Source organism: Devosia sp. 919 (assembly GCF_013185965.1).
In the GTDB taxonomy this organism is placed as follows: Bacteria; Pseudomonadota; Alphaproteobacteria; order Rhizobiales; family Devosiaceae; genus Devosia.
Genome location: NZ_JABAOL010000001.1, coordinates 1 through 23,638, shown reverse-complemented (window position 1 = coordinate 23,638; position 23,638 = coordinate 1). Strand labels below are relative to the sequence as shown.

The 23,638-nt window shown below is 63.2% G+C and carries 19 protein-coding genes; 11 read left to right on the top strand and 8 right to left on the bottom strand.

Translation table 11 applies throughout. The features are described from left to right. The first annotated feature begins 23 nt into the window (after positions 1-23). Complete coding sequence (locus HRQ64_RS00095) at positions 24-557, top strand: cytochrome b (protein WP_172121532.1); 534 nt, start codon at positions 24-26, stop codon at positions 555-557. Here the strand turns inward: HRQ64_RS00095 and HRQ64_RS00090 are convergent. The 4 genes from HRQ64_RS00090 to HRQ64_RS00075 form a co-directional block, all read right to left on the bottom strand. After that, positions 554-1,153 carry a chloramphenicol phosphotransferase gene (locus HRQ64_RS00090; RefSeq protein ID WP_172121531.1) on the bottom strand — a complete coding sequence of 200 codons (600 nt, stop codon included), beginning with the start codon at positions 1,151-1,153 and terminating at the stop codon, positions 554-556. The genes HRQ64_RS00095 and HRQ64_RS00090 overlap by 4 nt on opposite strands. Next, positions 1,150-2,520 carry a serine hydrolase gene (locus HRQ64_RS00085; protein WP_172121530.1) on the bottom strand — a complete coding sequence of 457 codons (1,371 nt, stop codon included), beginning with the start codon at positions 2,518-2,520 and terminating at the stop codon, positions 1,150-1,152. The genes HRQ64_RS00090 and HRQ64_RS00085 overlap by 4 nt, the downstream gene beginning before the upstream one ends. A 64-nt stretch (positions 2,521-2,584) precedes the next feature. Then, positions 2,585-3,118: an inorganic diphosphatase gene (gene ppa / locus HRQ64_RS00080; protein ID WP_127754715.1), complete on the bottom strand. Its 534-nt coding sequence runs from the start codon at positions 3,116-3,118 to the stop codon at positions 2,585-2,587. Positions 3,119-3,212: 94 nt separating this feature from the next. Next, on the bottom strand, positions 3,213-3,665 hold the full coding sequence (locus HRQ64_RS00075) for a universal stress protein (protein ID WP_172121529.1): 453 nt from the start codon (positions 3,663-3,665) through the stop codon (positions 3,213-3,215). A gap of 66 nt (positions 3,666-3,731) precedes the next feature. Between HRQ64_RS00075 and HRQ64_RS00070 the strand changes: the two genes are divergently transcribed. Then, on the top strand, positions 3,732-4,304 hold the full coding sequence (locus HRQ64_RS00070; RefSeq protein WP_172121528.1) for a hypothetical protein: 573 nt from the start codon (positions 3,732-3,734) through the stop codon (positions 4,302-4,304). Position 4,305: 1 nt separating this feature from the next. On the opposite strand, the gene HRQ64_RS00065 is transcribed toward HRQ64_RS00070, so the two are convergent. Continuing rightward, positions 4,306-4,701, bottom strand: a complete 396-nt coding sequence (locus HRQ64_RS00065) for a TerB family tellurite resistance protein (RefSeq protein ID WP_172121527.1) — start codon at positions 4,699-4,701, stop codon at positions 4,306-4,308. 242 nt (positions 4,702-4,943) lie between these two features. Between HRQ64_RS00065 and HRQ64_RS00060 the strand changes: the two genes are divergently transcribed. From HRQ64_RS00060 to HRQ64_RS00040, 5 genes are all read left to right on the top strand, one after another. Further along, entirely contained in the window at positions 4,944-5,750 is an 807-nt protein-coding gene (locus HRQ64_RS00060) for a hypothetical protein (RefSeq protein WP_172121526.1), read from the top strand. Beyond that, the gene (locus tag HRQ64_RS00055; protein ID WP_172121525.1) at positions 5,635-7,305 is read left to right on the top strand and encodes a DNA polymerase Y family protein; all 1,671 of its coding nucleotides are present in this window, start codon (positions 5,635-5,637) and stop codon (positions 7,303-7,305) included. Before HRQ64_RS00060 ends, HRQ64_RS00055 begins: the two co-directional genes overlap by 116 nt. Further along, on the top strand, positions 7,302-10,724 hold the full coding sequence (locus HRQ64_RS00050) for an error-prone DNA polymerase (protein ID WP_172121524.1): 3,423 nt from the start codon (positions 7,302-7,304) through the stop codon (positions 10,722-10,724). The genes HRQ64_RS00055 and HRQ64_RS00050 overlap by 4 nt, the downstream gene beginning before the upstream one ends. A 134-nt stretch (positions 10,725-10,858) precedes the next feature. Continuing rightward, the gene (locus HRQ64_RS20415) at positions 10,859-13,165 is read left to right on the top strand and encodes an EAL domain-containing protein (protein ID WP_172121523.1); all 2,307 of its coding nucleotides are present in this window, start codon (positions 10,859-10,861) and stop codon (positions 13,163-13,165) included. Positions 13,166-13,299: 134 nt separating this feature from the next. After that, the gene (locus HRQ64_RS00040) at positions 13,300-14,067 is read left to right on the top strand and encodes a hypothetical protein (RefSeq protein ID WP_172121522.1); all 768 of its coding nucleotides are present in this window, start codon (positions 13,300-13,302) and stop codon (positions 14,065-14,067) included. 130 nt (positions 14,068-14,197) lie between these two features. Here HRQ64_RS00040 and HRQ64_RS00035 read toward each other — a convergent pair whose 3' ends face one another. The 3 genes from HRQ64_RS00035 to HRQ64_RS00025 all read right to left on the bottom strand — a co-directional run bounded on the left by HRQ64_RS00035 (position 14,198) and on the right by HRQ64_RS00025 (position 20,356). Next, positions 14,198-15,373: a hypothetical protein gene (locus tag HRQ64_RS00035; RefSeq protein WP_172121521.1), complete on the bottom strand. Its 1,176-nt coding sequence runs from the start codon at positions 15,371-15,373 to the stop codon at positions 14,198-14,200. A gap of 232 nt (positions 15,374-15,605) precedes the next feature. Further along, positions 15,606-19,088, bottom strand: coding sequence for an AAA family ATPase (locus tag HRQ64_RS00030; protein ID WP_172121520.1), 3,483 nt, complete (start codon positions 19,086-19,088; stop codon positions 15,606-15,608). Continuing rightward, positions 19,088-20,356: a DNA repair exonuclease gene (locus tag HRQ64_RS00025; protein WP_172121519.1), complete on the bottom strand. Its 1,269-nt coding sequence runs from the start codon at positions 20,354-20,356 to the stop codon at positions 19,088-19,090. Before HRQ64_RS00025 ends, HRQ64_RS00030 begins: the two co-directional genes overlap by 1 nt. A gap of 254 nt (positions 20,357-20,610) precedes the next feature. On the opposite strand from HRQ64_RS00025, the gene HRQ64_RS00020 reads away from it, so the two are divergent. The 4 genes from HRQ64_RS00020 (at position 20,611) to HRQ64_RS00005 (ending at position 23,436) form a co-directional block, all read left to right on the top strand. Next, positions 20,611-20,811: a hypothetical protein gene (locus tag HRQ64_RS00020; protein ID WP_172121518.1), complete on the top strand. Its 201-nt coding sequence runs from the start codon at positions 20,611-20,613 to the stop codon at positions 20,809-20,811. Then, positions 20,808-21,578: an exodeoxyribonuclease III gene (gene xth / locus HRQ64_RS00015; RefSeq protein ID WP_172121517.1), complete on the top strand. Its 771-nt coding sequence runs from the start codon at positions 20,808-20,810 to the stop codon at positions 21,576-21,578. Before HRQ64_RS00020 ends, xth begins: the two co-directional genes overlap by 4 nt. 29 nt (positions 21,579-21,607) lie before the next feature. Continuing rightward, positions 21,608-22,339, top strand: a complete 732-nt coding sequence (locus HRQ64_RS00010) for a sulfite exporter TauE/SafE family protein (RefSeq protein ID WP_172121516.1) — start codon at positions 21,608-21,610, stop codon at positions 22,337-22,339. A 113-nt stretch (positions 22,340-22,452) separates the two neighbouring features. Further along, a complete protein-coding gene (locus tag HRQ64_RS00005) occupies positions 22,453-23,436 on the top strand; it encodes a zinc-binding alcohol dehydrogenase family protein (protein ID WP_349236649.1) in 984 nt (327 codons plus the stop codon). Positions 23,437-23,638: the final 202 nt, after the last annotated feature.

Below are 23,638 nucleotides of genomic sequence, written 5' to 3'. Positions count from 1 at the left end.
CAGCTGGCACAAGGATCACTCCCATGTCGCTCAAGAGTACGCCGCGTCGTTATGGCACTATCGCCATCCTCATCCACTGGATCACCGCGGCGGCCATCGCCGTCATGCTGGGTACCGGCCTGTCTGCCAGCAATGCCAGTGATCCGGCGACCGAAGCGGCCTTGCTGCGCTTTCATGCCATTGTCGGGGTTTGCATCGCCGTGCTGACCGTGTTCCGCATTGTCTGGTGGGTGTTCTTCGATCGCCGGCCCGAGGACGGCGCCAGCCCCTCGCGGCTCGAGCACCTGGCGGCGCGCAGCGTGCACTATGGGCTTTACCTGGTGATCCTTGTCATGGTCGCGAGCGGCATGGGCACCCTGATCACAACCGGCGGTAATCTGGTGCTGTTTGGCGGCGGCGGTGCCTTGCCCGATTTTGCCCTGGCACCACCCTTTACCGTGCATGCCATTGTGGCACGGCTGCTGCTGATCCTGGCGCTTGGGCACATCGCCGCCGCGCTTTACCACCAGTTCATCCGCCGCGACAATTTGCTGGCCCGCATGGGGCTCGGGCGCTAGAGCCGGGCGAGCTGGGGCAGGGCCGTTTTGGGCCGGGTCAGCGCCTCCGCGATCACGGCCACGCAGTCCTGTGGGCTCATGCTGCCCGTGTCCACTTCCCCATCATAGATGCCGGGCTGGTGCACCGCCTCCTGCCAGCGCAGCACCGGTGCGGGAACACCTGGTCCCGCGGCATAGAACCCGTTTTGCGGATCGGCATTGCGGCGCGCCATGATCGTCTCGATCGGGCAGCGCACGCCTATAAGCAGTGCATCGAGCCCCGCTAGCTGCCGCGCCGAACGCGGCAGGATCCCGAGGGGTGCCGAATAGCCGTCGTGGTGCCCGACATCCGCAACCACATCAAAGCCATCGCGGGCATGGGCGGCGATCGTGGCGTAAAGCGCGTGATAAAGCCGGACCACCACCGGCTCGAGATCGGGCCGCTCACCGCCCGGCCGCAACCCAATTCCGGGCCGCAGCACTTCGGGCAGGGTGGCGTTCTGGCCATCCACCCCTAGATTGATCCACTGCCCGGGCAGGCTGTCCTGCATGGCCCGGGCGATGCTTGATTTACCCGAGCGCGGCGCGCCATTGAGGATGACGACCCGGCCGCTCATTGCCGCTTGCCGGGAATATCCTGCCCATTCTGGTGCAGCACGAGACCGGTGACCTGCTCCTCGGCATCGAGCTCGAAGCTGATCTGGGCGTCGACCACGGTGTAAAAGAACTCGGTTTCGCTTTGCGGCAGCACTTCCAGCCGCTCTTGCCCGCTCGCCTGCACGAACAGCCGCCCCCCTTCGCTCGTGACCACCAGGTCAAATTCGGGCCCTAGCCGATAAGTGCCGGCATAGCGCGGCAGTAGCCCTGGATCGATGCTGACCGGCACTCGCCCCTCTGGTTGTGGCGCCAGCGGCAGGCTGGGCTCGAGCAGGTGAAAGCCCAAATCCTCGATCCCGGTTTGCGTCACCGCATTGGCCAGCACCACCGCGCCCGCTTTGCTTTCGGGCGCATAGCCGATGAAGCTGTTGAAGCCCCCCGTGATGCCATTGTGCCAGATCAGTGGGCCGGTTGGGCCATTAAGCACCATCCAGCCCAGCCCAATCCGCATATTGGGCGAACCAGCCGGTCGCTGCTCAGCGAGCATCAGCGCGAAGGCTGGAGCGAGATCGGTCACCACAGCGCCGCTGGCGGCTTGGACGAAGCGAGTGAGATCGGCGGCGGTGGAGCAATAACCACCCGCCGGGGCAAACACGTCAAAGCCCCAATGGGGTACCGCATTGCCGGCCCGGTCATGCCCGGTGGCAAACCGCCCGGGATCGACGGGCACAAGGCCAGTCTCGGTCATGCCCAAGGGCTCAAGAATGCGCTCGTGCACAAGATCGGCGTAGGGTTTCCCCCCGGTATGCTCGAGCGCCAGTCCGAGGAGCGCCGCCCCAGTATTGGAATATTCAAATTGGCTGCCCGGTTCCCGGAGCAGCGTGTAGCCCGTCAGAAACGCCAGCAGCTGTTCGGCGCTGTAGCCGCGATATGGATCGGCGGGATCTGCCACGCCCAGATCGGGGGGAATGGCGGGCAGGCCCGCACTGTGCGTCGCAAGATCAAACAGGGTAATCTCGCGGCCGGCAAGGCTGGGTACCGCCGTGCCGGCCGGCAGGTAGTTGGCAACGGGTGCATGAAGGCTCACCGCGCCATCGAGCACAAGTTGCGCCAGCAGCAGATTGGTGAAGAGCTTGCTGATCGAGCCGATCTCGAAGATCGTCGTTTCGCTTACCGGCGCGCCGCCCTCGGCAACAACGCCATGGCCGGCAAATTGGACCTCGCCATTGTGCAGCCGGGCCGTCGCAATACCCTTGCCTTGCCCGGCGCGATCGAGCCGATCAGCTAAAGCCGCAGCGATGTCGGGCGAGGAGGATGATGCTGTCTGGGCCAGCGCCGGGGTGGCGCAAAGGCCCAGGGTAAGCAGCGTTGCAGTTCGACGATTCATCGGGGCCCTCGCAGGTGCATTGCTCGAAGGCTGCACCCGCGTTGCGGCCAAGATGGGGCAGGGCCTATTGGGCGCCCTTGGCCATCTCGATGGAATCGAGAATCACCTTGCGCGCATCGGCCAGATTGCCGATCCGGTCGATCTTGGCCCATTTGCCGGGCTCGAGATCCTTGTAGTGCGTGAAGAAGTGCTTCACCCGCTCAAGCTGGATTTCCGGGAAATCCTCGATATCGAGGATGTTGTCATACATGCGCGTCAGCTTGGACACGGGCACCGCGATGATCTTTTCATCCTGCCCGCCATCGTCTTCCATGAACAACACGCCAACCGGGCGCGAGCGCACCACGGCGCCGGGCACCAGCGGGCGCGAATTCATCACGATCACATCGAGCGGGTCGCCATCGCCACACAGCGTATGGGGCACAAAGCCGTAATTGCCGGGATAGCGCATCGGGGTGTAGAGGAACCGGTCCACGAACAACGCGCCCGAGGCCTTGTCGATTTCGTACTTGATCGGCTCGCCGCCCAAAGGCACTTCGATGATCACATTGAGGTCTTCGGGCGGGTTCTTGCCGATTGGAATGGCGTCGATGTTCATTGGGCGTTCAGCCTTGGTTCATCTGGGTGGCGAAAAGGTGGCGGCCTTGTTGCCCAGAACCGCCAGCAAAAGCAAGCCTCTTGCCTGTAGTGGCTTATTTCACCACCAAAACCGGCACTTTGGCGCGCGCCAGCACCTCGGCCGCCTGGCTGCCCAGCAATAATCGCCCTAGTCCCCGCCGCCCATGCGAGCCCATCACGATCAGATCACTTCCCTGCTGCTCGGCCGTTTCGATGATGCCGTCAGCCGCTAGATGGTCGGGCAGGTGCAGCGTTTCGGCAGCTATTCCAAAGGCTTGCGCCTGCTCCTGCGCCGCCGCCAGCACCTTGCCGGCACGTTCGCGATAGCCATCCTCGAGCTGGGTGATCAGCGGCCCCGCATCAATCTGGCCAAATCCACCCGTGCCCCCAACCATGGTCGTCACCGGGTCGGTTACGGTCAAAACGGTCACCTTTCCGCCACTGCCCTTGCCTAGGTTGAGCGCCGCAGCGAGGGCCTTGTCGCCCAGTTCGGAGCCGTCGGTGGCGATGAGGATGTTGTTGAACATCGGCGTTTCTCCCTGTGATGGAATGGCTTGCAACGGTTTTGTAGCAGAAACACAAAGGTGGCGAATTTGATCTCGATCAGAATGGCAGGGCTATTTTGCCTCGGTGCGGCATTGGGGGCCAGTGCCTTGGCGACCCCCGCCCTGGCCCAATCGGGTTTCAACAGCGCCTATACCGATCTGGATCTGAACGAGTGCCTCGTGCTTGACGCCGACGATTTCGGCGCCAGCTGGGCCTGCCCCGGCTATAAAGGCTTTCCGCTCAAGGTCATGGAAGGGGACCTGCGCTTTTCCCTGGCCTATGGCTTTGGCGACAACAACGAGAACGGCGCCCAAACCCTGCCGCCCTTCAACCGCCTCGGCCCCAAGCTGGAATGGCGGCTGTCCAACGCCTCCGGCCGCTGGCTGCCTATCGCGACCATCGTGCGCTACCACACTGCCGATGCCGAAACGGGCGAAGACAGCAACGAGATCCTGGTGGTTAGCCAGATTGCCGAAGGCAATTCCTGTCACATCGCCTATGTGGACGCCTTGGCTAATCCCGATGCCAACGAGTTGGCGCGTGCCGCCGCCGACCAGGCTGGCGAGTTCGATTGTGCGCTTGATGAAGCCAAAACCATCGGCACCTTCAAGGCCTGGTAGCTCAAGAGGATCGAGATTTGCCGATCTGGTTGCGCAGCACGGTGCGTTCGCGCGAAGGTACGCCGATCAACTCGGCAATGCGCCAGACCATGTTGTCCTCAAGTTCGTGATTCTTGCCATCGGCAAACACCACTTCCCACATCATGCGGATGATGGCGATGCGATCCTCGAGCTCCAGCGCGGTCAGGGCCGAGGTAAAGCGGTAGAAATCCACCGCCTCGGCATCGCGCATGGCGCCTTGCCGCACCAGTTTATCCACAGCCGCTTCATCGAGTTGGTAGTGGCTCATCAGCGCAGTCTTGATGGCCTGCTGCTCTTCGGGCTTCATCTGCCCGTCCACCGATGCCAGATGCACCAGGAGGGCTGCTGCCGCCAGTTGCGGATCATGCTCGTCCATTGCCGTTTCCGGTTTTGCAAACAAGCGAGTAAGGGCGTCGAACATGCAAAACCTCTGCCGGCATCTGGCCTTTCGGCGTAAGAGGAAAGCGCTAAGGCGCGGTTAGCGTTCCATCCTTCATTGCGAGGGCGGTGGATGGCAAAGGTTAACCTTTTCCCCAACCCCGCAAAAAGACTCGGCTTGACTCCGGAACCCGGTCCGTAGTGTTCTTGTTTTGTTCTGAACCAAGAACCGAAAGCCCCATGAGCGACCTTGACCGCCAAACGCGCCTTGCGGCGCTGCGCACCCGTATTGCCGATCTCGAACGCCGCCCGGCCCTGGCCGAAACGGCGGCACCGGGAGCGATGGCGGGCGGCTTTCCCCTGGCTGGCCCGGGGGTGGTGCATGAAGTGTTCGCCGATGAACGGCGCAATGGCGGCGCTGTGCTGGGGTTTGCGCTGGGGCAGGCGCGGGGATTGCTGGGGGGCACCCGCCAAGCAGTGGTTTATCTGCAGATGACGGCCGATGCTCAGGAAATGGGCCTGCCCTATGGCAGCGGGCTGCAGTTTTTCGGCTTTGATGCGGCTGACCTGGTGCTGATCCGGCCTGCCAATATCGCCGAATTGCTGTGGGCAGCTGAGGAAGCGCTGGGCTGCGGAGCGGTAGCGGCCGTGGTCGCCGACGTCGCGGGCCAGGCCAAGATTCTCGATTTCACCGCCAGCCGGCGCCTCAGCATGCGGGCCCAAAGCGGCGGGGCATCGGTGTTTCTGCTGCGCTATGGGCGCTGGCGCGAATCGAGCGCCGCGCAGTTGCGCTGGCACCTGGCGCCCCTGTTGAGCGCCCCCACCCCCTTTGATGCCCGTGCCCCAGGGGCGAGCCGCTGGAGCGCCCGGCTGGAAAAGGGCGCGCTTGGGCAAGGCCATGGCGGCGAATGGATCCTGGAGTGGACAGAAAATGGCTTTCGAGCAGAGCAAACAGCCCGCCCCGGTGTGGATGGAACAACGGGGAGCACGCCGCTTCCTGGCACTTTACCTGCCCGATTGGGCGACCGACTATCTCAAGCGGGCTGACCGGCAACTCCAGTCACCCCTCGCGCTGTTTGAGCGCATCAAGGGGGGCATGCGGCTGGCAGCGGTGGATCGGGAAGCGGCGGCGGCCGGGCTCAGCCCGGGCCAGAACCTGGCCGATGCGCGCGCGCTGGTGCCCGATCTGCACACGCTGCCTATCGGCCGGCCGCTCCTGGAAGCCGCCTTTGCCGATTTTGCTGATTGGCATTCCAATGCCAGCCCGCTGGTCGCGGTGCTGCCCGACATGAGCCCCTTTGGCGATCTGGTGCTCGATATCACCGGAGTATCGCATCTGTTTGGCGGCGAGGAAGCGATGCTTGCGACCCTGCTCAAGCGGCTGGCGGTTCTGGGCTATCGGGTCCAGGGCGCGGTGGCCTCCACCGTGGGCGCAGCCTGGGCTGTTGCCCATTTTGCCGCCAACCAGGTGGTGGCTGCGGCCGATACCGAGCGGGTCCTGGCGCATCTGCCGGTCGCCGCGCTTCGCCTCAGCCCGATCCAGATTGCCGGGCTCAATGCCATGGGGCTCAAGCAGGTAGGGCAGGTGCGCGGGCGCGAGCGCAAGGCCCTGCAGGCCCGGTTCGGCTTGTCGCTGCTGACCCGGCTCGACCAAGCCTATGGCGCACTCGAAGAACGTCCCGTGCCCCGCCTGCCCCTGGCTGAACGCTATGCCGAGCGCCGCTTTGCCGACCCGATCGGCTTGATGGACGATGTGCTGATGTGTGCCCATGACCTGGCGGTGCAGATTGGGCTGCGGCTCGAAAGCGAAGGGCTGGGTGCGCAAAGCTTTCATCTGTTCCTCTATCGGGTGGACCACAAGGTGATGTGCCTGTCGGTCAATGCGGCCCGGGCCACGCGAGACCCTGCCCATATTGCGCGTCTTTTCGCCCATCGCTCCGAGCGGCTGGGCGGAGATTACGATGCGGGGTTTGGCATTGATGCGATCCGGCTTGCTGCCAGCTCGGTGTCCCCGCTCGATGCCGTGCAGGTGGGCGCCTTTGCCGCTGCCGACGGGGCACAGGATCTGGACCGGCTTTATGACCGCATGGCTAGCCGCCTGGGGGCGCTGGCGGTGCTGCGCACCAAATTCAGCAATACCCATATTCCCGAGCGGGCCGTGCGGCTTGAGCCGGTGATCGCCCGCACCCCCGACGATCCCGAAGCGCTGCCCGATCCCGGCCGGGCGCGGCCTCTGCGGCTCCTGCCGATGCCCGAGCCCATCACCATCACCGCCGCCCAGGTGCCCGATGGTCCTCCCGCCGGCATGATCTGGCGGCGGGTGGGGTACCAGTTCATCAAGACCTCGGGGCCCGAGCGCCTGGCGGCCGAATGGTGGCGCAGCGGCCAGCGCCTGCAATTGGTGCCATCGCAGGGACAGGGGAGCAAGCCGGGGCAGGCTCAGCCCTATCTACCCCAATTGGTGCGCTTTGATCCCGAAGCGCAAACGCGCGATTATTTCATTGCCGAGGATGATGGCGGGCGCCGGTTCTGGCTCTATCGGCAGGGCTTTTATGGCGGCGCCACGGGGCCCTCCTGGTTTCTGCACGGGTTCTTTTCATGAACGAGGTGCTGTCATTCCCCCGTGCGGGGAGCGGGCGGGAGCAGCCGCCGGCGCCGCAATTTGCGGAACTGGTGAGCACCAGCAATTTCTCGTTTCTGCGCAGCGGTTCGCACCCTGAAGAGTTGGTATCAGCCGCCATCCACTATGGCATGACCGGGCTCGGGCTATGCGATCGCAACAGCTTTGCCGGCGTGGTGCGCGGCTACATGGTGGCGCGAGACATGGGGCCGCAGGCGCCCGGCTTTCGTTATCTCGTAGGCGTGCGGCTGGTGTTCAGCGATGGCACGCCCGACATCATCGCCTATCCCAGTGACCGGCAGGCTTATGGCCGCCTGTGCCAGCTGCTGACGCGGGGCAATGGGCGGGGGGAAAAGGGCGCTCCGGTGCTCTATCTCGCCGATCTTCTGGAAATGAACGAGCTAGGGGAAAAGCCGGCGGCGGGGCAGCTCCTTATTCTCATGCCCGATGAAAGCGACTGGGAGCTGACCGAGTGTACGCTGCAAACCCTGGCCGGGCAGGCCAAGGGGCGGGTGTGGGTTGCTGCCGCCCCCCGCTACGCCGGCTCCGATCGGGCCCGGTTCAACCGCATTGCCGAGATGGGGCACCGGCATGGCGTGCCCATGCTCGCCACCAATGACGTTTTATACCACGAGCCCAACCGGCGGATGGTGCAGGATGTGGTCAGCTGCATCCGTCAGCACCTGACCCTTGAAACCGCCGGCAGGCGGCTCGAAGCTAATGCCGAACGCCATCTCAAGCCCGGCCGGGAAATGGCAAGGCTGTTTACCGAACATCCCGATGCCCTCCGGCAAACCCAGCTGCTGATGGACCGGATTGGCTTTTCGCTCGACCAGCTCAAATACAACTATCCCGAGGAAACGGTCGGCAATGGGGAAACCGCCCAGCAGACCCTTGAGCGCTTGACCTGGGCCGGCGCAGCCAGGCGCTTTCCCGATGGGGTGCCCGACGAGGTCAAGCGCATGATCTGGAGCGAATTGTGCCTGATCGCCTATAAGCGCTACGCGGCCTATTTCCTGACGGTCCATGACATCGTGATGTTTGCCCGCTACGAGCGCAAGATCCTGTGCCAGGGGCGCGGTTCGGCGGCCAATTCCACCGTCTGCTTTTGCCTTGAGATCACCGAGGTCAATCCGGTCACCGGCAATCTGGTGTTCGGGCGCTTCATTTCCACCGAGCGCGACGAGCCGCCCGATATCGACGTCGACTTCGAGCATGAGCGGCGCGAAGAGGTGATGCAATATGTTTACCAGAAATATGGGGGCAAGCGCACCGGCCTGACCGCCAATGTGATTTCCTATCGCTCCAAGAGCGCCATGCGCGAAGCCGCCAAGGTGTTCGGGGTTGCCGAGGATACGGTGGCTGCGCTCAACCAGATGCAATGGGGCTGGGGTGCCCCTTTCGATCTGCGCGAAGTCGAGCGGATCGGCATGCATCCCGATGATCCCGTGCTCGCCCAATTGTTCGAGGTGACCAAGGTTCTGCATGGCTTTCCACGCCATCTGAGCCAGCATGTGGGTGGGTTCGTCATCACCCGGGACTCGCTGGAAAGTCTGGTGCCGATCAGCAAATCGGCCATGGAAAGCCGCACCATCATTGAGTGGAACAAGGACGATATCGATGCTTTGGGCATTCTCAAGGTCGATATTTTGGCCTTGGGTATGCTGTCCTGCCTGCGGCGCGGTTTTGAGCTGATGCATCGCCACTACGATCAGGAGATCCGGCTGGTGGATCTCCTGGCCGAAGAAACCGATGCCGATCAATCTAAGAAGGCGCGGGTTTATGCCATGACCCACCGCGCCGACACGATCGGGGTGTTCCAGATCGAAAGCCGGGCGCAGATGTCCATGCTGCCGCGGATGCGGCCGCAAAGATTTTATGACCTTGTGATCGAGGTGGCCATCGTGCGGCCAGGGCCAATCCAGGGTGGCATGGTGCATCCCTATCTGCGGCGCCGGCTGGGCAATGAGGAGGTCACCTATCCCAAGCCCGAGCTCAAGGCCGTGCTGGGGCGCACCCTCGGCATTCCCTTATTTCAGGAGCAGGCCATGCAGATCGCCGTGGTCGGGGCGGGCTTTTCGGCTGGGAAGGCCGACCAGTTGCGCCGGGCCATGGCCGCGTGGCGACGCACCGGCCAGATCGCGCAATTTGGCGAGGAGTTCATCGCCGGGATGCTCGCCAATGGCTATGAGCTGGAGTTCGCCAAAAGCTGCTTTGCGCAAATCCAGGGTTTCGCCGAATATGGCTTTCCCGAAAGCCATGCGGCTTCGTTCGCGCTGCTGGTTTATGCCTCCTGCTGGCTCAAATGCCATTATCCCGATGTGTTTGCCTGCGCACTGCTCAACAGCCAACCCATGGGCTTTTATGCCCCGTCGCAGATTATCCGCGATGCGGTCGAGCATGGGGTAGAGGTGCGGCCCGTCGATATCAATCACTCCGACCTCGAGCATGTGCTGGAAGGCGATAGCCGCCCTGCATCCGAGCATCTTTGGGCGCAACACGCCGACATGGCGGACGATATCCGCTCTACCCATGCCATCCGGCTGGGGCTGTCGGCGATCAAGGGGCTCAAGGAGGATCACGCCAATCGGCTCGTCGCGCGACGCGGGCGGGGCTATGATTCCGTGCGCGATCTATGGCTGCGCACCGGGCTGCCGGTGGCAAGCCTCGAGATCCTGGCTCAGGCGGATGCTTTTGGCTCGTTGGGCCTGTCGCGCCGCGATGCGGCCTGGGCGGTAAAAGGGCTGACGGCCACTGCCGGCGCCGAAACGCTGCCCTTGTTTGCCGCCACCCCAGGGGCGCAATCGCTCGGCGAAGGAGAAGCCGATGCGGGCCTGCCGCCGATGCCGCCCGGCGAAGAGGTGATCCATGATTATCGCCACCTCAGCTTCTCGCTAAAAGGCCACCCGGTGCATTTTGCCCGGCCGCAGCTAGAAAGGCGCGGCGTGGTCAAGGCCAGCGCCTTGCTGGGGCTTTCCCCCGGCCGGCAAGTGGAGGTGGCGGGTCTGGTGCTGGTGCGCCAGCGGCCGGGCACTGCGCAGGGAGTGATCTTTGCTACCCTCGAGGATGAAACCGGCGTGGCCAATATAATCGTGTGGCCAAAAGTGTTTGAAGCCAATCGGCGCGTGGTGCTGGGTGCGCGCATGCTGGCGGTTAAGGGCGAGCTGCAGCGGGAGGGTCTCGTGATCCATATTGTTGCCCGACAGCTGACGGACCTGACACCAACCCTCTTGGACATTGCCGATGGTCATCCCTTGGGCGATGCCGTGTTGGCGCGTGCGGACGAAGGGCGCACCGGCACCCCGGGCAGCCGGGGACCGGAACGAGACCAGTTGCGCCACGAAGATACAGCCCGCCGCCACGCCCATGCGGCCTTGCCCAGCGGACGCAATTTTCACTAGGCGGGTCGTTCCTGAAAAAGCTCGCAAGCGGCTTTCCGGTATCGCTCTCGGTAATTTACGTATTGAGGACACGATCTCAAGCCCTCCTTAACCTCGATAAGGTTTGATTGGCCGATCACGAACCGGAGACAGGTGTGTTCACCCCCGCGCATAAATCAATGCCGGCGCTCGATTACGTATCGACCGTCAAGTCTGTCTATAAGGACAGGCGCGCGATGATTTACGGCACGCTGGCCAGCGCTGTCGGCGCGGCCACGACCGCGCTGAAAACCGGATCTCCGCTGCTTTGGGGCATCACCGTCATTTTCCTGTTGATCGCCGTCTTTCGATTTATCGACATGACGCAGTTCAAGCAGGCCGATATCGGTCCAGAGGATGTCGACGCGGCCTATCAGTGGGAAGTGCGCGCTACGCTCTGGGGCGCTTTCGCCGCGCTTGTTTATGGCTCCTGGTGTTTCTTCAGCTTCGTCTTTGTTGATGATCCCGTCGCGGAGATCATCAGCATGGTCACTACCACTGGTTGCATGGTGGGCATTGTTACGCGAAATTTCGGGCTGGACCGGCTCCTCACCCTGCAACTGGTTATTGCCTGCACCCTGATGTGCGCCGGGTTGCTGCTCGGGGGGGATATCTACCACCAGGTTCTTGGCGTCCTGATGCTGCCCATGCTGCTCAGCATGCGCGTATTGGCGCGCGATGTCCGCTTGATCCTCCTTAGCGCGGTTCACCAGCGGGTTGAGGCCTCCCGCCTCGCCATTGAGCTCGATACCGCGCTCGATACGATGCAGCATGGCCTGTGCATGCTTGATAGCCGGGGCTTTATCTCAGTCACTAATGATTATGCCGAAAAGATCTTCCAGGCGCTGGTGCCGGGAGAATGGGGCGGCCGGTGCTTTTCCGACAGCATCGCGCAGGCCGAAGCCCACGATACCCTGTCGCACCCGGATGCGCAGAATCTGCTCGACTGCGTTGCCCGGGGTAGTGGCAAGACTGTCCTGAAGCTCGAAACCGGTGAGTTCATCGAAGTTACGGTCAGTTCACGGCGCGAACAAAAGGTGCTGCTGTTCGAAAACATCACCGCGCGCGTGGAGGCGGCCGAGCGGATCAACTTCATGGCGCATTTCGACAGCCTTACCGGTTTGCCGAACCGGGGGCACTTCGCCGAACTGGTGGAAGCCGATCTGGTGCAGCGCCGCACCACGCGCGCCTTTGGCGAGATCGTGCTGATGATCGTGGACATCGACGACTTCAAGCATGTGAACGATACGATGGGTCACCTGATCGGGGACCGCCTGCTGGTGGAGGTGTCCCACCGCCTCGACACCTTGATGGGGGTGGATTGCCTTGTCGGCCGCTTTGGCGGGGATGAGTTCCTGGTTTATCGCGGCGATGTCACCCAGGCAGAGGCAGCGCGCGATGCCGAAGCCATCGTTGCCGTGTTCAAGCCGCCATTCAACATCATGGGCCAGGTTATCGCTGTCAATGTCAGCGTTGGCCTCGTGGTTGAGGACGCCATGGCCGAGGGGCTGGATTCGCTGATGACCAAGGCCGATCTTGCGCTCTACAAGGCCAAGGGCTCGGGCAAGTCGCAGGTGCAGTGCTTCCAGGAAGAAATGGACGTGGATTACCGGTATCGCCAGCGCCTCAAGACCGATCTGCGCCATGCCCTTGATACCGACGCGCTGTCCCTGGTGTTCCAGCCGATCGTTGATATCCAAACCCAGCGCGTGGTCAGCTGCGAAGCGCTGGCGCGCTGGCACCATCCCGAACTCGGACCCATTTCCCCAGCCATTTTTATCCCAATGGCCGAAGAAACCGGCTTGATCTCCGATATCAGCCGCTGGGTGTTGACGACCGCTACGCGCGAATGCCGCTCCTGGCCCGAAGATGTCAGCGTTTCGGTGAACATCTCGGCTCGCGATTTCCGCAATGCCGATGTCGGTGACATGGTCGAGGAGGCGCTGCGCAGTTCCGGCCTGGCACCGCACCGGCTGGAAGTCGAGGTAACCGAAACCGCGCTGATCGAGGAGCGGGACGCGGCCACCAAGATCCTGAGTGGATTGGCGACCAAGGGAATCGGCATTGCGCTTGATGATTTCGGCACCGGCTATTCGTCGCTAAGCTATCTGCAGGCGCTGCCGTTCACCAAGCTTAAGATCGATCGCAGCTTCGTCATGAACATCGCCGCCGATGCGCGGGCCCTCAAGCTCCTGTCCAATGTGGCCCAACTGGGCAAGGACAACAATCTGGTGATCACTGCCGAAGGCGTGGAAACCGAGGACCAGTTGGAGCTGGTTTCCCAGCATACTTGCGTGGATCAAATCCAGGGCTTCCTGTTTGGCGCGCCGCTCCCGCGGCGCGAGATTGCCGAGTTGATCGGCCGCATGCGCATGGCGCAAAGCTTCCCTGCGAAAATCGTCAAAACGGTTAATTCTCGGTAAACGCCCGCCCCTCCGGCGTTTTTGCCGGCGGCAGAAAATTTCCCTCGCCAGAAACGCCGCCAGACCCCGCAGTTCCCCTGTTTTCAACATGACTAACAAGTGATTAACTTGTGTCGGGTGTAAGGGGTGATGTGATGAGTGCGGTAGTCACACCCGTTGCTGGGGGCACTTCCCGTTTTGCGGAAGCGCTTGTCGATCTCTTGGACAGGGTCGAGTACCGGCGGGTGAGCGTAGAGGATCAGCTTGATCCAGTGTATCGGCTTCGTTACGAGGCCTATCGGCGGGAGGAATTCATCCCGTTCAACAGCCAGCAGGTGGTGCGCGACGAGTTCGACGAACTGCCCAATGTTTCCTGTTTCGGGGTGCTTATCGACGGGCGGCTGGTGAGTTCCATCCGCGTCCATCATCTGAGCCGAGACACCCCGGTTTCGCCATCACAATCGGTATTTCCTGACCTCCTCGATCCGTTGATTGCGGACGGGGTGCACATGGTGGATCCCGGCCGGTTCACCGCCGATCACGAAGCGACTCTAGCTTATCCGGCCTTGCCCTTTCTGGCCCTGAGGATCGGGGTGATGGCCGCGCGCCATTATGGCGCTCGCTATTGCCTGTCCTCGGTGAGGCCCGAACACTCCGCCTTTTACCGAAGGGTGTTCAACTCCACGCAGTGGGGCGAGGCTCGGTATTATCACGGGCTGCGCTTCCCGATGGTGCTGATGGTGGCCGATGTGCCGGTGATTTATCCGCCGCTGTTGGAGCGATACCCGTTCTTCATGTCCACCGAAGAAGAGCGGCAGGCGCTGTTCGGCTCGCCCAGCGGCTCGGTAAAGCTGGTCGCTCCCAGCGCCCGCATGGCCCGGCGCATTGCCCAACTCGGCGGCTCAGACGAAGGGGAGCTGTGAGAACCGGGCCCTTGTGGTGCACACAGCCGGGCTAAACTCGCGCACGGGGGAGGGGCGTGTGGTTCCAGACCGATGTCTCAAGCGTCCGGACCCGCCAGGGAGTCTGCGGCAGAGCGGTTACCGGGTTCGCTCAGCCAAGCTCCCGCATCACGTCACCAATCCACGCCAAATTGTCTTGGCGCAGGAAGCCCCAGTTGTAGAAGGCGACTTCTTCAACGCCGCTGTTGCGGAGCGCCTGCACAGCGCCGAGGAATTCGGTTTTGCTCGCAAGGTCGGGATAGGAGGGGCGCAGGATGCCGCGCAGCTTGCCCGCGCCCCTGAGGCGTCGCTGGAGATCGAAAAGGTCGGCGGAAACCCGCTCGGCCGATGCTTCATAAAAGCACGCCTCGATGATTCCAGCCGTTTGCGCCAGCGCGGGCAAATCGCTGCCCTCGTACCAGGCTCCGGCGGTCGGCCGGGCAACAGAGGGGATCACCGAAACCGTTGCATCGGCTCTGACGGCGTCCCGAATTTCACCGACCAAGGAGGTTACGACGCCGCAACGGAAATCCAGAAAGCTCTGGAGCTCGAAGTCTCCCGCCAGGTCGGCTCGCCAGAAGGCTTCCGCCATGTCGGCGGGATAATCGATGCCGCTTTCCAGATAAGCCTCGATGTCGCTGGCAATTTGAGCCTTGAGCCGGCGCGCATCGATGCCGGCTCGCTCAGCGTCGGCGAGGCAATGCTGGCAAAAGCAAAGCCCGAGCAGGTTTTCGAGCCAGGCATTGGACTTCAGGAGGGCAAATTCGTGGTGAAAGCCATGGGCATAAGGCGTCCAGCCGGGTGCTTCGAGGGAAATGCCCGATACCGGATAGCGCTCGGTTACGTCGCTCGCGAGAGCAACAGCATAGGCGCGTGCGTCCGGAGCTGATGGGCAGAGATTGTAGAAATAGGGATCGCCAAAGGCGTTGCGCACGACACTTTCCGGGTGGGCCATCCCCAGCCGCGTATTGTGCAACAGCACCAGCCACACATTGGTAGCCATATCCGAGCGCGTCAGTTCACCAAGGACATCGCCCTCGGCGAGCAGGGAGTTTGCCAGCGGCTGAATTGTGCCATAGCGTGCCGGATCGGCATGGAAATAAACTGTGCCATCCTCGGGAAAATACACCTTGCCCCTGGTGCCACGCGGCCGCAGGAACTTGCCGGCATGATAACTACCGGCCACTGTTACGGTGTCGAGCCCCAGCCGCCGGAATTCGTCAACGGCCGCGGGAACACCAGCCTCCTGGAGGTCCCAGGCATAGGTATAGATGGCTTTGTAGCTCATCGGCGGACCTCGACAGGAATGGCAGGTTAGAGCGCTGGTGCGCTTGGCCGAAACGGCCGGGATGCAGCAATCTGTAACAAACCTACTTTCGTCGTCAAGCAACCGCCGCGAAGGGCCACCTATTCATTCGGTGGCAATGACGAATTTGCCCAAAGAGCTGAGGATAGTTGTAAGTTTCTTACATAAAAGGGCGGCGGGGCACTCGGAATGCACCGAGCGCCCAGTTGAGGCCTCAGGAAGCGATCTGGTGGATGCGCACACCCGGAACCACTTGCTGGGCAATGTCGCAGAGGTGGCGGTGGTGGGTCAGATAGATCACTTGCCCCACAATGGCCATTTGGGCAAAGAGCCGAAACACTTCTTCCGAGCGCGGCTCGTCAAAGGTTTCCATGATGTCGTCGGCGATGAACGGCACAGAAGGGCGCACGGCAGCGAACTCGGCATATCCTGCAAGGCGCAAGGCCAAGTAGAGCTGGAACCGGGTGCCTTTGGACATATCGGTGGCGAGCTTGGAGCCGCCGCCGCGCGCGAGCCCAATGAGCGCTTCCCCGTCCTTTTCAGCGCGGGTGGTGAGGCCCGTATATTCGTTGCGGGTAATCAGCTGGAATGCCTGGGACGCGCGTTGCATCATGGAAGAGCGGTGCTGTTCGCGGTAGGCATGCAAGGCGTGCTCGGCCACAAGCCCTCCCGCGCGGAGGCGCACAAAGCGCAAGGCGAGCTCCTCGATCTGGAGCAACAAGGTGCGCCGTTCCGCTTCGATCCGGGCAACCGCGTCATCGCCGCCAACTGCGGCGAGTCGTTCCTGCGCCATTGATCTTTCAGCGAACAGCATCCGCCGCCGCTCGTCCAAATCCTCAAGCCTGGCGGCAAGCACCGCCGCCGTTTCGTCCAGCGCCGTACGGTCAATATCGGCAAGCCTGTTCAATGCCGTTTCAAGGCTCGACACGTTCATCTCGCCGACAATGCGGGCTGCAAGCTTGGCTTGCTCATGTTCGAGCCGGTCGCGCTCGGCGCACTGCGCCAGGGCTGCCGCTACCCCGGCCAGGTCCTCGGCGGCAAAGAACTCGAGCAGTTCGCCTTTCTTGGCCTCGCAGACCCGCAGCTCTTGCGCCAGGGACCCCAACTCGGCCTGCAGCGCTTCGAGTTCGCCAGCCTTTTCCATGCGGCGTTGCAGGCTCTGGCGGGCTTGGCGGCTCCTTTGGGCAAGGGCTCCAGCCAGTTGCGGGGCTTGTGCAGGCTCGAACGTCTCCTTCAGCTCGTTGTGCAGTTCCGCCACTCGCTCGCGAAAGGCAGCCTGATCGCGCTCCATGGCAGCGATACGATGCTCGGTTTCCTCTCGGTGGCGCAGTTCTGCACCAAGCTCCGCCAAGGCGTCCAGAATTGCCCGCACTGCGCCGGTACTGGGGGCCTGGTCGGCAAACCAGGTTTCTTCCACCGTTCGGTCCCAGCGGTTCTGCCAGTCTGCTTGCTTGCCCAAAGCTGCGTCTCGAACGCGGCGGCGCGCCAGCAGTTCGCGCTCACGCTCACGCAGCAGTTTGTCCGCGCTTTCGCTTGCCGCCTGAGCGGAGGCGACGGCGTTCAAAGCGTTCTCGGCGCTTTGCAGCAGCGCGGGCACACTCAACGCGCTTGTGTCGGCGCCAGTGGCGGTCAGCGCTTGGGCAAGCTCGTCCCGTTCACGGGTAAGTTCAGCGCGCGTGTCGCTGAGCGCGGCGGTTGCGCCGTCCAGCGTCGCCAGCGCAGCGCGAGCGCGCTCGACCCCCGTGCGCCAATTGTCGATGTCGTCCAGCAATTGGCGTGTGGCGGTGTCGGCGAGTTGATCCAGGTCAGCGGGCAGGCTGGCGCGGGGGGCCGAGCGCAGCGTTTCGAGTTCTGCTGCCGCTTCCTCCAGCTGTGCTTCTTCCTGGGCCAGGCGCGCCTCGGTGGAAGTGAGTTCAGCCGAAAGGCTGCGCATCTCCACCGTAGCCTGCGCGTTGGCGATGCGGGCGTCAGTCATTTGGTCGGCGGCCGTCATGGTAGCCGCAAATTGCAGAGCGCTGTCGCGGTCGAGTTGCTCCAGATGGCGGCCCCAGGCGGCATCGCGTTCGGCCCGCAGGTTTGCAGCCTCGGTATCGTCGATCGCTCCGGCAGCCCGCAAATGCTTGATGCGATTAAGCTGTTCAGTTTGGCGCGCCAGCAGTTCCCGCTGGTTCTCCCGGTGCCTTGTTGCGCGTGCCTCCGCTTCGCTGATGCCGCTCCGCCATTGGCTGATTTGCGCGACTGTTGGCAATGTGAGGCCAGCCAGATCATCAGCAGTGCCGGACCAGGGCAGCAAGGCAGCCATCGCGCCATCGAACTCCCGTTGCAGCCGCGGGAGCTCTCTGGCATGGATCCGCTCACGGGCGCTAAGGTCGCTTTGGCGCGCGGCGGCGATGCCGGCTTGCAGATTGGCTAGAGTCGATGGATCTAAGCTTGGCCGCTTGGCAAGCAAGGCTTGTTGCTCCTGCTCGGCCGCCTCGAAGGCAAGTTGAGCTGCGGTGACTTCCTGCTCGGCCGTCGCGAGCAGCGCGTCGATACCGGAGCGCTGCTCGATCAGGTCGCGCAGGGTTCCGGCAACCGGCGCCGGGATGAGGAGGGCGCGGGCGTCGGCTTGGTCCGCCCGCCCAAGTGAGCGGGTAATGGCGGAGATGCGGGCCTGTTGCTCCAGCAAGGTCTGGCGCCGCTTAGGCAAGTCGTCTTCGGCGGTGCGAAAGCGGGCCGCGGCATCGGCAAGTGCCTCGATGGGCTCGGCGAGAGCCAGCACGGCCCCGTCCACTGCAATGGCCTCGATCTCGGCACGAAGGCGCTTGGCGCGGCCTTCCAGTTCGGCATTGCGCGTTTGAAGCCGGGTTTCATCGTGCATCAGGCCTGGCAGTTCCTGGCCCCAATGGGCGGGCGGGCGGGGAAGATCCTCCAACTTGGCGAGCGTCTCGGTCAGGCGAGCGTGATCCTGGGCGAGGGGGAATGCGCGTGCAATGCGGCTTAGAGCTTCATGCTCAGCCCGGGCGCGCCCAAGTTCACTGCTGATCTCTTCGTACGCCCTGGTCGCCCGGTCCAGTTCGGCGACAAGGGCGTTGTGGGCGGAAGCCTGCACATCAATCTGGTCCCGCTTCGTTTTCAGCTCGGCAAGTTGGCGCTTGTGGACGGCAATCTGGGTGGAGCTGGCGCTTTTGCGGTAAATCCCGTCCGCTTCCGCCTTGAGGCCTTCAAGAATGCGGCCGATATCGGCAAGGCCCGTGCTCGCCGAAAACAGCAGCTCTCCCAGATCGCCCCGGCTTTCCAGAATGGCGTTGCCGCCATCTTCGAGGGTTTGATCATCGAGCGAGAACATCATCCGATAGGCGTCGCGGGTAAGGCCCGCTAGGGGCGTGCTCAGCAGCGCCTCGGTGACAGGCTGGCCCCGGTTGTCGCGCAGCGAATTGGCGCGCCCCTTGACGCGGCGAAGGGCGTGATTTTCGTCGTTGAATTCCAAAACCCCCCCAATTTCCATGGACGGATAGGGGTGGAGAAAATTGTAGCGGCTGCGCTCCTCGATGCCGAACAGCAGGTCGAGATAGGCCGAAAGCGAGGTGGATTTCCCCGCTTCATTGAGCCCATAGATGATGTGCAGGTCGGGCGTTCCGGGCTCATGAGCGCCGAAATCCAGCGAAAAATCGGTGAACTTGCCATAGCGAAGCAGATCGAGCCGGCGCAGGCGCATTAATCGGCCCCGGCTTCGCTTTGACGCAAACGGGCGACCACGTCCTCACTGCCTTCGCTCAGCACCTGATCGATAAAGGCTTCGAAACCTGCTTCGTCATCGCCGGCAAAGCGCCGCGCTTCGGGTGGCAAGCTGTCGCGCACATCCTTGACCAGTTGCCGGAGGGTTTCGCGGACGCTGTGCTGGCCGATGCTTTGGGTGCGCATGAGGTCACCCAGTTCGAGCACGGGATCGGCCGAAGGACGGATTTCGGCTGTGTTTGGGGAGGTGGTGGCCAGCTCGATCTTTTCGATCCAGGTTTGACCAAGTCCCTCGAGGCGCTGCTCAATTTCGGTGAGGAGCAAGTCGCGATCGCGGCGCATGCGCCAGCTCAGGGGCGTTTCACCAGCCAGCTTGAGGCGCAGCACCAGATGGGGCGCTGCGGTGGCGGCGCGTAAGGCGGCGACGCTGCTTTCAAGCGCGTCGATGACTTCGCGCCAGGATTGCTGGCCCGAAAGATCAACCGCGAGCCGCTCGAACTGGGCGATGCTGGTTAGCCGCTCCTCGACTGTTACCGAGCGATCATCGGCGATGGTCACCAGCGATACGGTTTTAGGGCCAGCCTCGTTGATGTCGCGGCCCTGGGGCATTCCGGGCATGATGACATGCCGGTCGCCGGGGTGATGGGCGCGGGCGTGGACATGGCCTAAGGCCCAGTAATCAAAGCCCCATTCCTGCAGGTCGGCGAGGCTGCAGGGGGCGTAGTTGTCGTGGCCCGGGGCGCCGGCGAGGCTGGTATGCATGATGCCGATATGGGCGGTGTCGGGGGAGGGGGCGCGGAACTTCGGCAGCAGGCTTTCGGGGGCGTGCGGACGCGAAAAGCTCAATCCATGCAATGAGATATCGAGGGCGCCGCGGCGCAGGGTGATTGTTTCGGCGCGGCTGCCGAAGATCTTGACGCTGTCGGGCAGGATCAGTTCCTGGGTGATCTTGGACAGTGCGTCGTGGTTGCCGCGGACGATGAAGACCGCGATGTCGGCTTCGTGCAGGCGGCCAAGTTGGGTGGCGATGAAGCGGGCGGTCTTCATCGAGGTCTGGTCGCCGTCATAAAGATCGCCCGCGATCACGAGGGCGTCGACCGCTTCGGCAAGGCAAAGATCGACAATGGAAACAAGCGCTTGGCGGGTCGCGTCGCCGACCAGTTGCCCCAGATCGGCATTGCGTAATGCCAGGGAGCGGAGGGGGGAATCGAGGTGAATATCGGCGGTGTGGACGAAGCGGAAGGGCATGAAAGGGAGCTCGTCGGAGGGGCGCGGCGCGTGGGCACTATACTTAACAATGTCATGCCAGAGGGGGGAGGTATATCGCAAGCGCGTGGGATGGGCGGATTTAGAACAAGGGAAATGCGGCAGCACGATAGCGTTGCAAACCTTCCTGCCGCGGTTCCGCCACAAAGATGAACGGACTATGAACGGGTCAATCGCGGGAACAAAGTGGAGCTTGGCTCCATTGGGTGAGCACGCCCAAGCAGGGAGCCAAGGTCATGAGTTTTCCACCCATCGATCCCAGCCCGACCGCGCCTGATCCGGGGCCGGTGCCGCCGATCTTTCCGCGCCCGATCGATGATGCGCCAAAAGAAGGTGACCTGCCGGTGCCCGATCCAACCAATCCCAATGACAATCCGGAGCCTGGGCCTACCATGCCGCCGGAGCGCTCGCCATTTCCGGACAGTGCCGGCGGGTGAAGATCGCGACCTTCAACGTCAACGGCATCAATGGACGGCTTGCCGTGCTGCTGCGCTGGCTCGAGGAAGCGGCGCCCGATGTGGTGTGCCTGCAAGAACTCAAGGCGCCAGATGAGCGGTTCCCCCGCAAGGAAATCGAACAGGCAGGCTATGGCGCCATCTGGCTGGGCCAAAAAAGCTGGAACGGGGTGGCGCTGCTGGCGCGGGGCACCGAGCCGGTGGAAACCCGGCGTGGACTCGTGGCCGATGCCGAAGATCAGCACAGCCGTTACATCGAGGGGGCGGTCAATGGCGTGCTGGTGGGCTGCCTTTACCTGCCCAATGGCAATCCGGCGCCGGGGCCGAAATGGGACTATAAATTGCGCTGGTTCGAGCGCTTTTCCCGACATGCAGGCGAGCTGATCGCAGCCGATATCCCCGCCGTGCTGGCGGGGGACTATAATGTGATGCCCACCGAACTCGATGTGTACAAGCCCGAGCGCTGGACCAAGGACGCGCTGTTTCGCCCCGAAGTGCGCGCCGCCTATCAGGGCCTGCTCGAGCAGGGCTGGACCGATGCCCTGCGCACCATGCATCCGGGCGAGCGGATCTATACGTTCTGGGATTATTTCCGCAACGCCTATGAGCGCGATGCCGGCTTGCGGCTCGACCATCTGCTGGTGGCGCCAGCCCTGGCCGACCGGCTGGAAGACGCCGGCGTTGATCGGAACGTGCGCGGCTGGGACAAGGCGAGCGACCATGCGCCAACCTGGATCGTGCTGCGCTAGGCGTTTCGGAGGGCTAAGGGGGCACAGCCATGAGCCAGGAACTGCTGATCTTCATCGTGATAGGTTTTTGCGCCCAGATTGTTGACGGGGCGCTGGGCATGGCCTTTGGCGTGATCTGCACCACGGCCCTGCTGTCTATCGGCCTGCCGCCGGCAGCGGCAAGCGCGCTGACGCATGTGACCGAAATCTTCACCACCGCCGCTTCGGGCGCCTCGCATGCCTATCATCGCAATGTGGACTGGAAACTGGTGGCCTGGCTGGCGCCGGCGGGCATGATCGGCGGTGCGATCGGCGCCTATCTGCTGTCCAGCATCGATGCGAGTTTCATGGAGCCGCTGGTGTCGATCTATCTGATCGGCTTTGGGTTCTACATTCTCTACAAGGCGTTCCGTCAATTCCAGCCGCGCCAGGTGAGCGACAAGCTGGTGCCCGGGATCGGGCTGGGGGGCGGGCTGCTCGACGCCATGGGCGGGGGCGGCTGGGGGCCGATCGTCACCTCGTCGCTGGTGGGGCGGGGGCATGATCCCAAAAAGGTCATCGGCTCCACCAGCCTGTCGGAATTTTTGGTGACGGTGACGATCTCGCTCACCTTTGTTTTGACGCTGGGCTGGACCCAGTTCAACGCCGCTATCGGCCTCATCATTGGCGGCGTGCTGGCGGCGCCGATCGGCGCCCTCCTCGTCAAACGCCTGCCACTGCGCCCGTTGATGGTGGGCGTGGGAGCGGTGATCATCGGGACGTCGGTGTATCGGTTTTTGTAGGCGTCTGGCCGTAAACAGCCGGCGAACGGTGCTTTCGCGGCTGGGTGCTTGACCCGATGCGGTGCGCGGCTTCCCCTTGCGGCGACGGCGAGGACCGTTGGGGGAGCAGCAAAGTGGCGGCAGGGGTGATGCGGGCGGCGGTGGTGCGGGCGCCGGGCGGGGCCGAGGTGTTGAGGATCGAGGAGCGGCCGATCCCCCAAGCCAAGGACGGCGAGGTTTTGATCCGCGTCCGCGCGTTTGGCGTCAACCGGTCCGAGCTTTACACAAGGCAGGGCCATTCGCCGGGCGTTTCCTTCCCCCGCATTCTGGGGATCGAAGCGGTGGGGGAAGTGGCCGAGGCTCCCGGCGGCGATTTGCGCGTTGGAGAGCGCGTCGCTACCGTCATGGGTGGCATGGGGCGGCAGTTCGATGGCGGCTATGCGCAATATTGCGTTGTTCCGGCCCGCCAGGTGCGGCGGGTCGAGACCTATTTGCCCTGGGAAGTGCTGGGGGCGCTGCCCGAAATGGGGCAAACGGCCTGGGGCGCGTTGTTCAAGGGGCTGCGCCTGCAGCAAGGCGAGCGGCTGTTGATCCGCGGCGGCACCACGTCGGTGGGGCTCACCGCCGCGAGCCTTGCCGCGCGGTTCGGAGCGGAGGTGATCGCCACCACAAGGCGCGAGGACCGGCGCGACCTGCTCGAGCGCTTCGGGACCCACCAGGTGATGATCGATGACGGCGAGATCGCCCCGGCCATTCGCGCCCAGTGGCCCGAGGGGGTGCACAAGGTGCTCGAATTGGTGGGCACGACAACGCTGCGCGATTCGCTGGCCTGCGCCGCCGAAGGGGGCATTGTGTGCTCAACCGGCTTGGTGGGCGACGCCTGGACGCTGCCCAATTTCGAGCCGATGATCGACGTTCCCCATCTGGTTGGTTTGTCGACCTATGCCGGTCGGGTGGAGGAATTTTTGGAGATGCCGCTCAATGAGATGGCGGAGGACGTGGCGGCCGGGAGACTGCTGCTGCCGCTCGGACCCCGGTTTACGCTTGAGCAGATCGCTGAAGCGCATCGCTGCATGGAGGAAAACCGGGCGGGCGGGAAAGTCGTGGTGGTGACCTGAGGGGGCGTCGCAGGGGCGCCGTGGCCGGCTATCATCAGGTGGGGAAGTGGTGCCGCTTGCGTGACTCGAACACGCGACCCCATCATTACGAATGATGTGCTCTACCAACTGAGCACTGCTTAGCGGACCTGCTGAACCCTTGATCTGCCTCAATTTCTTGAAGTTAGCATCTCGTTCTTTCCGTCACAACAGCTGGCTGTGT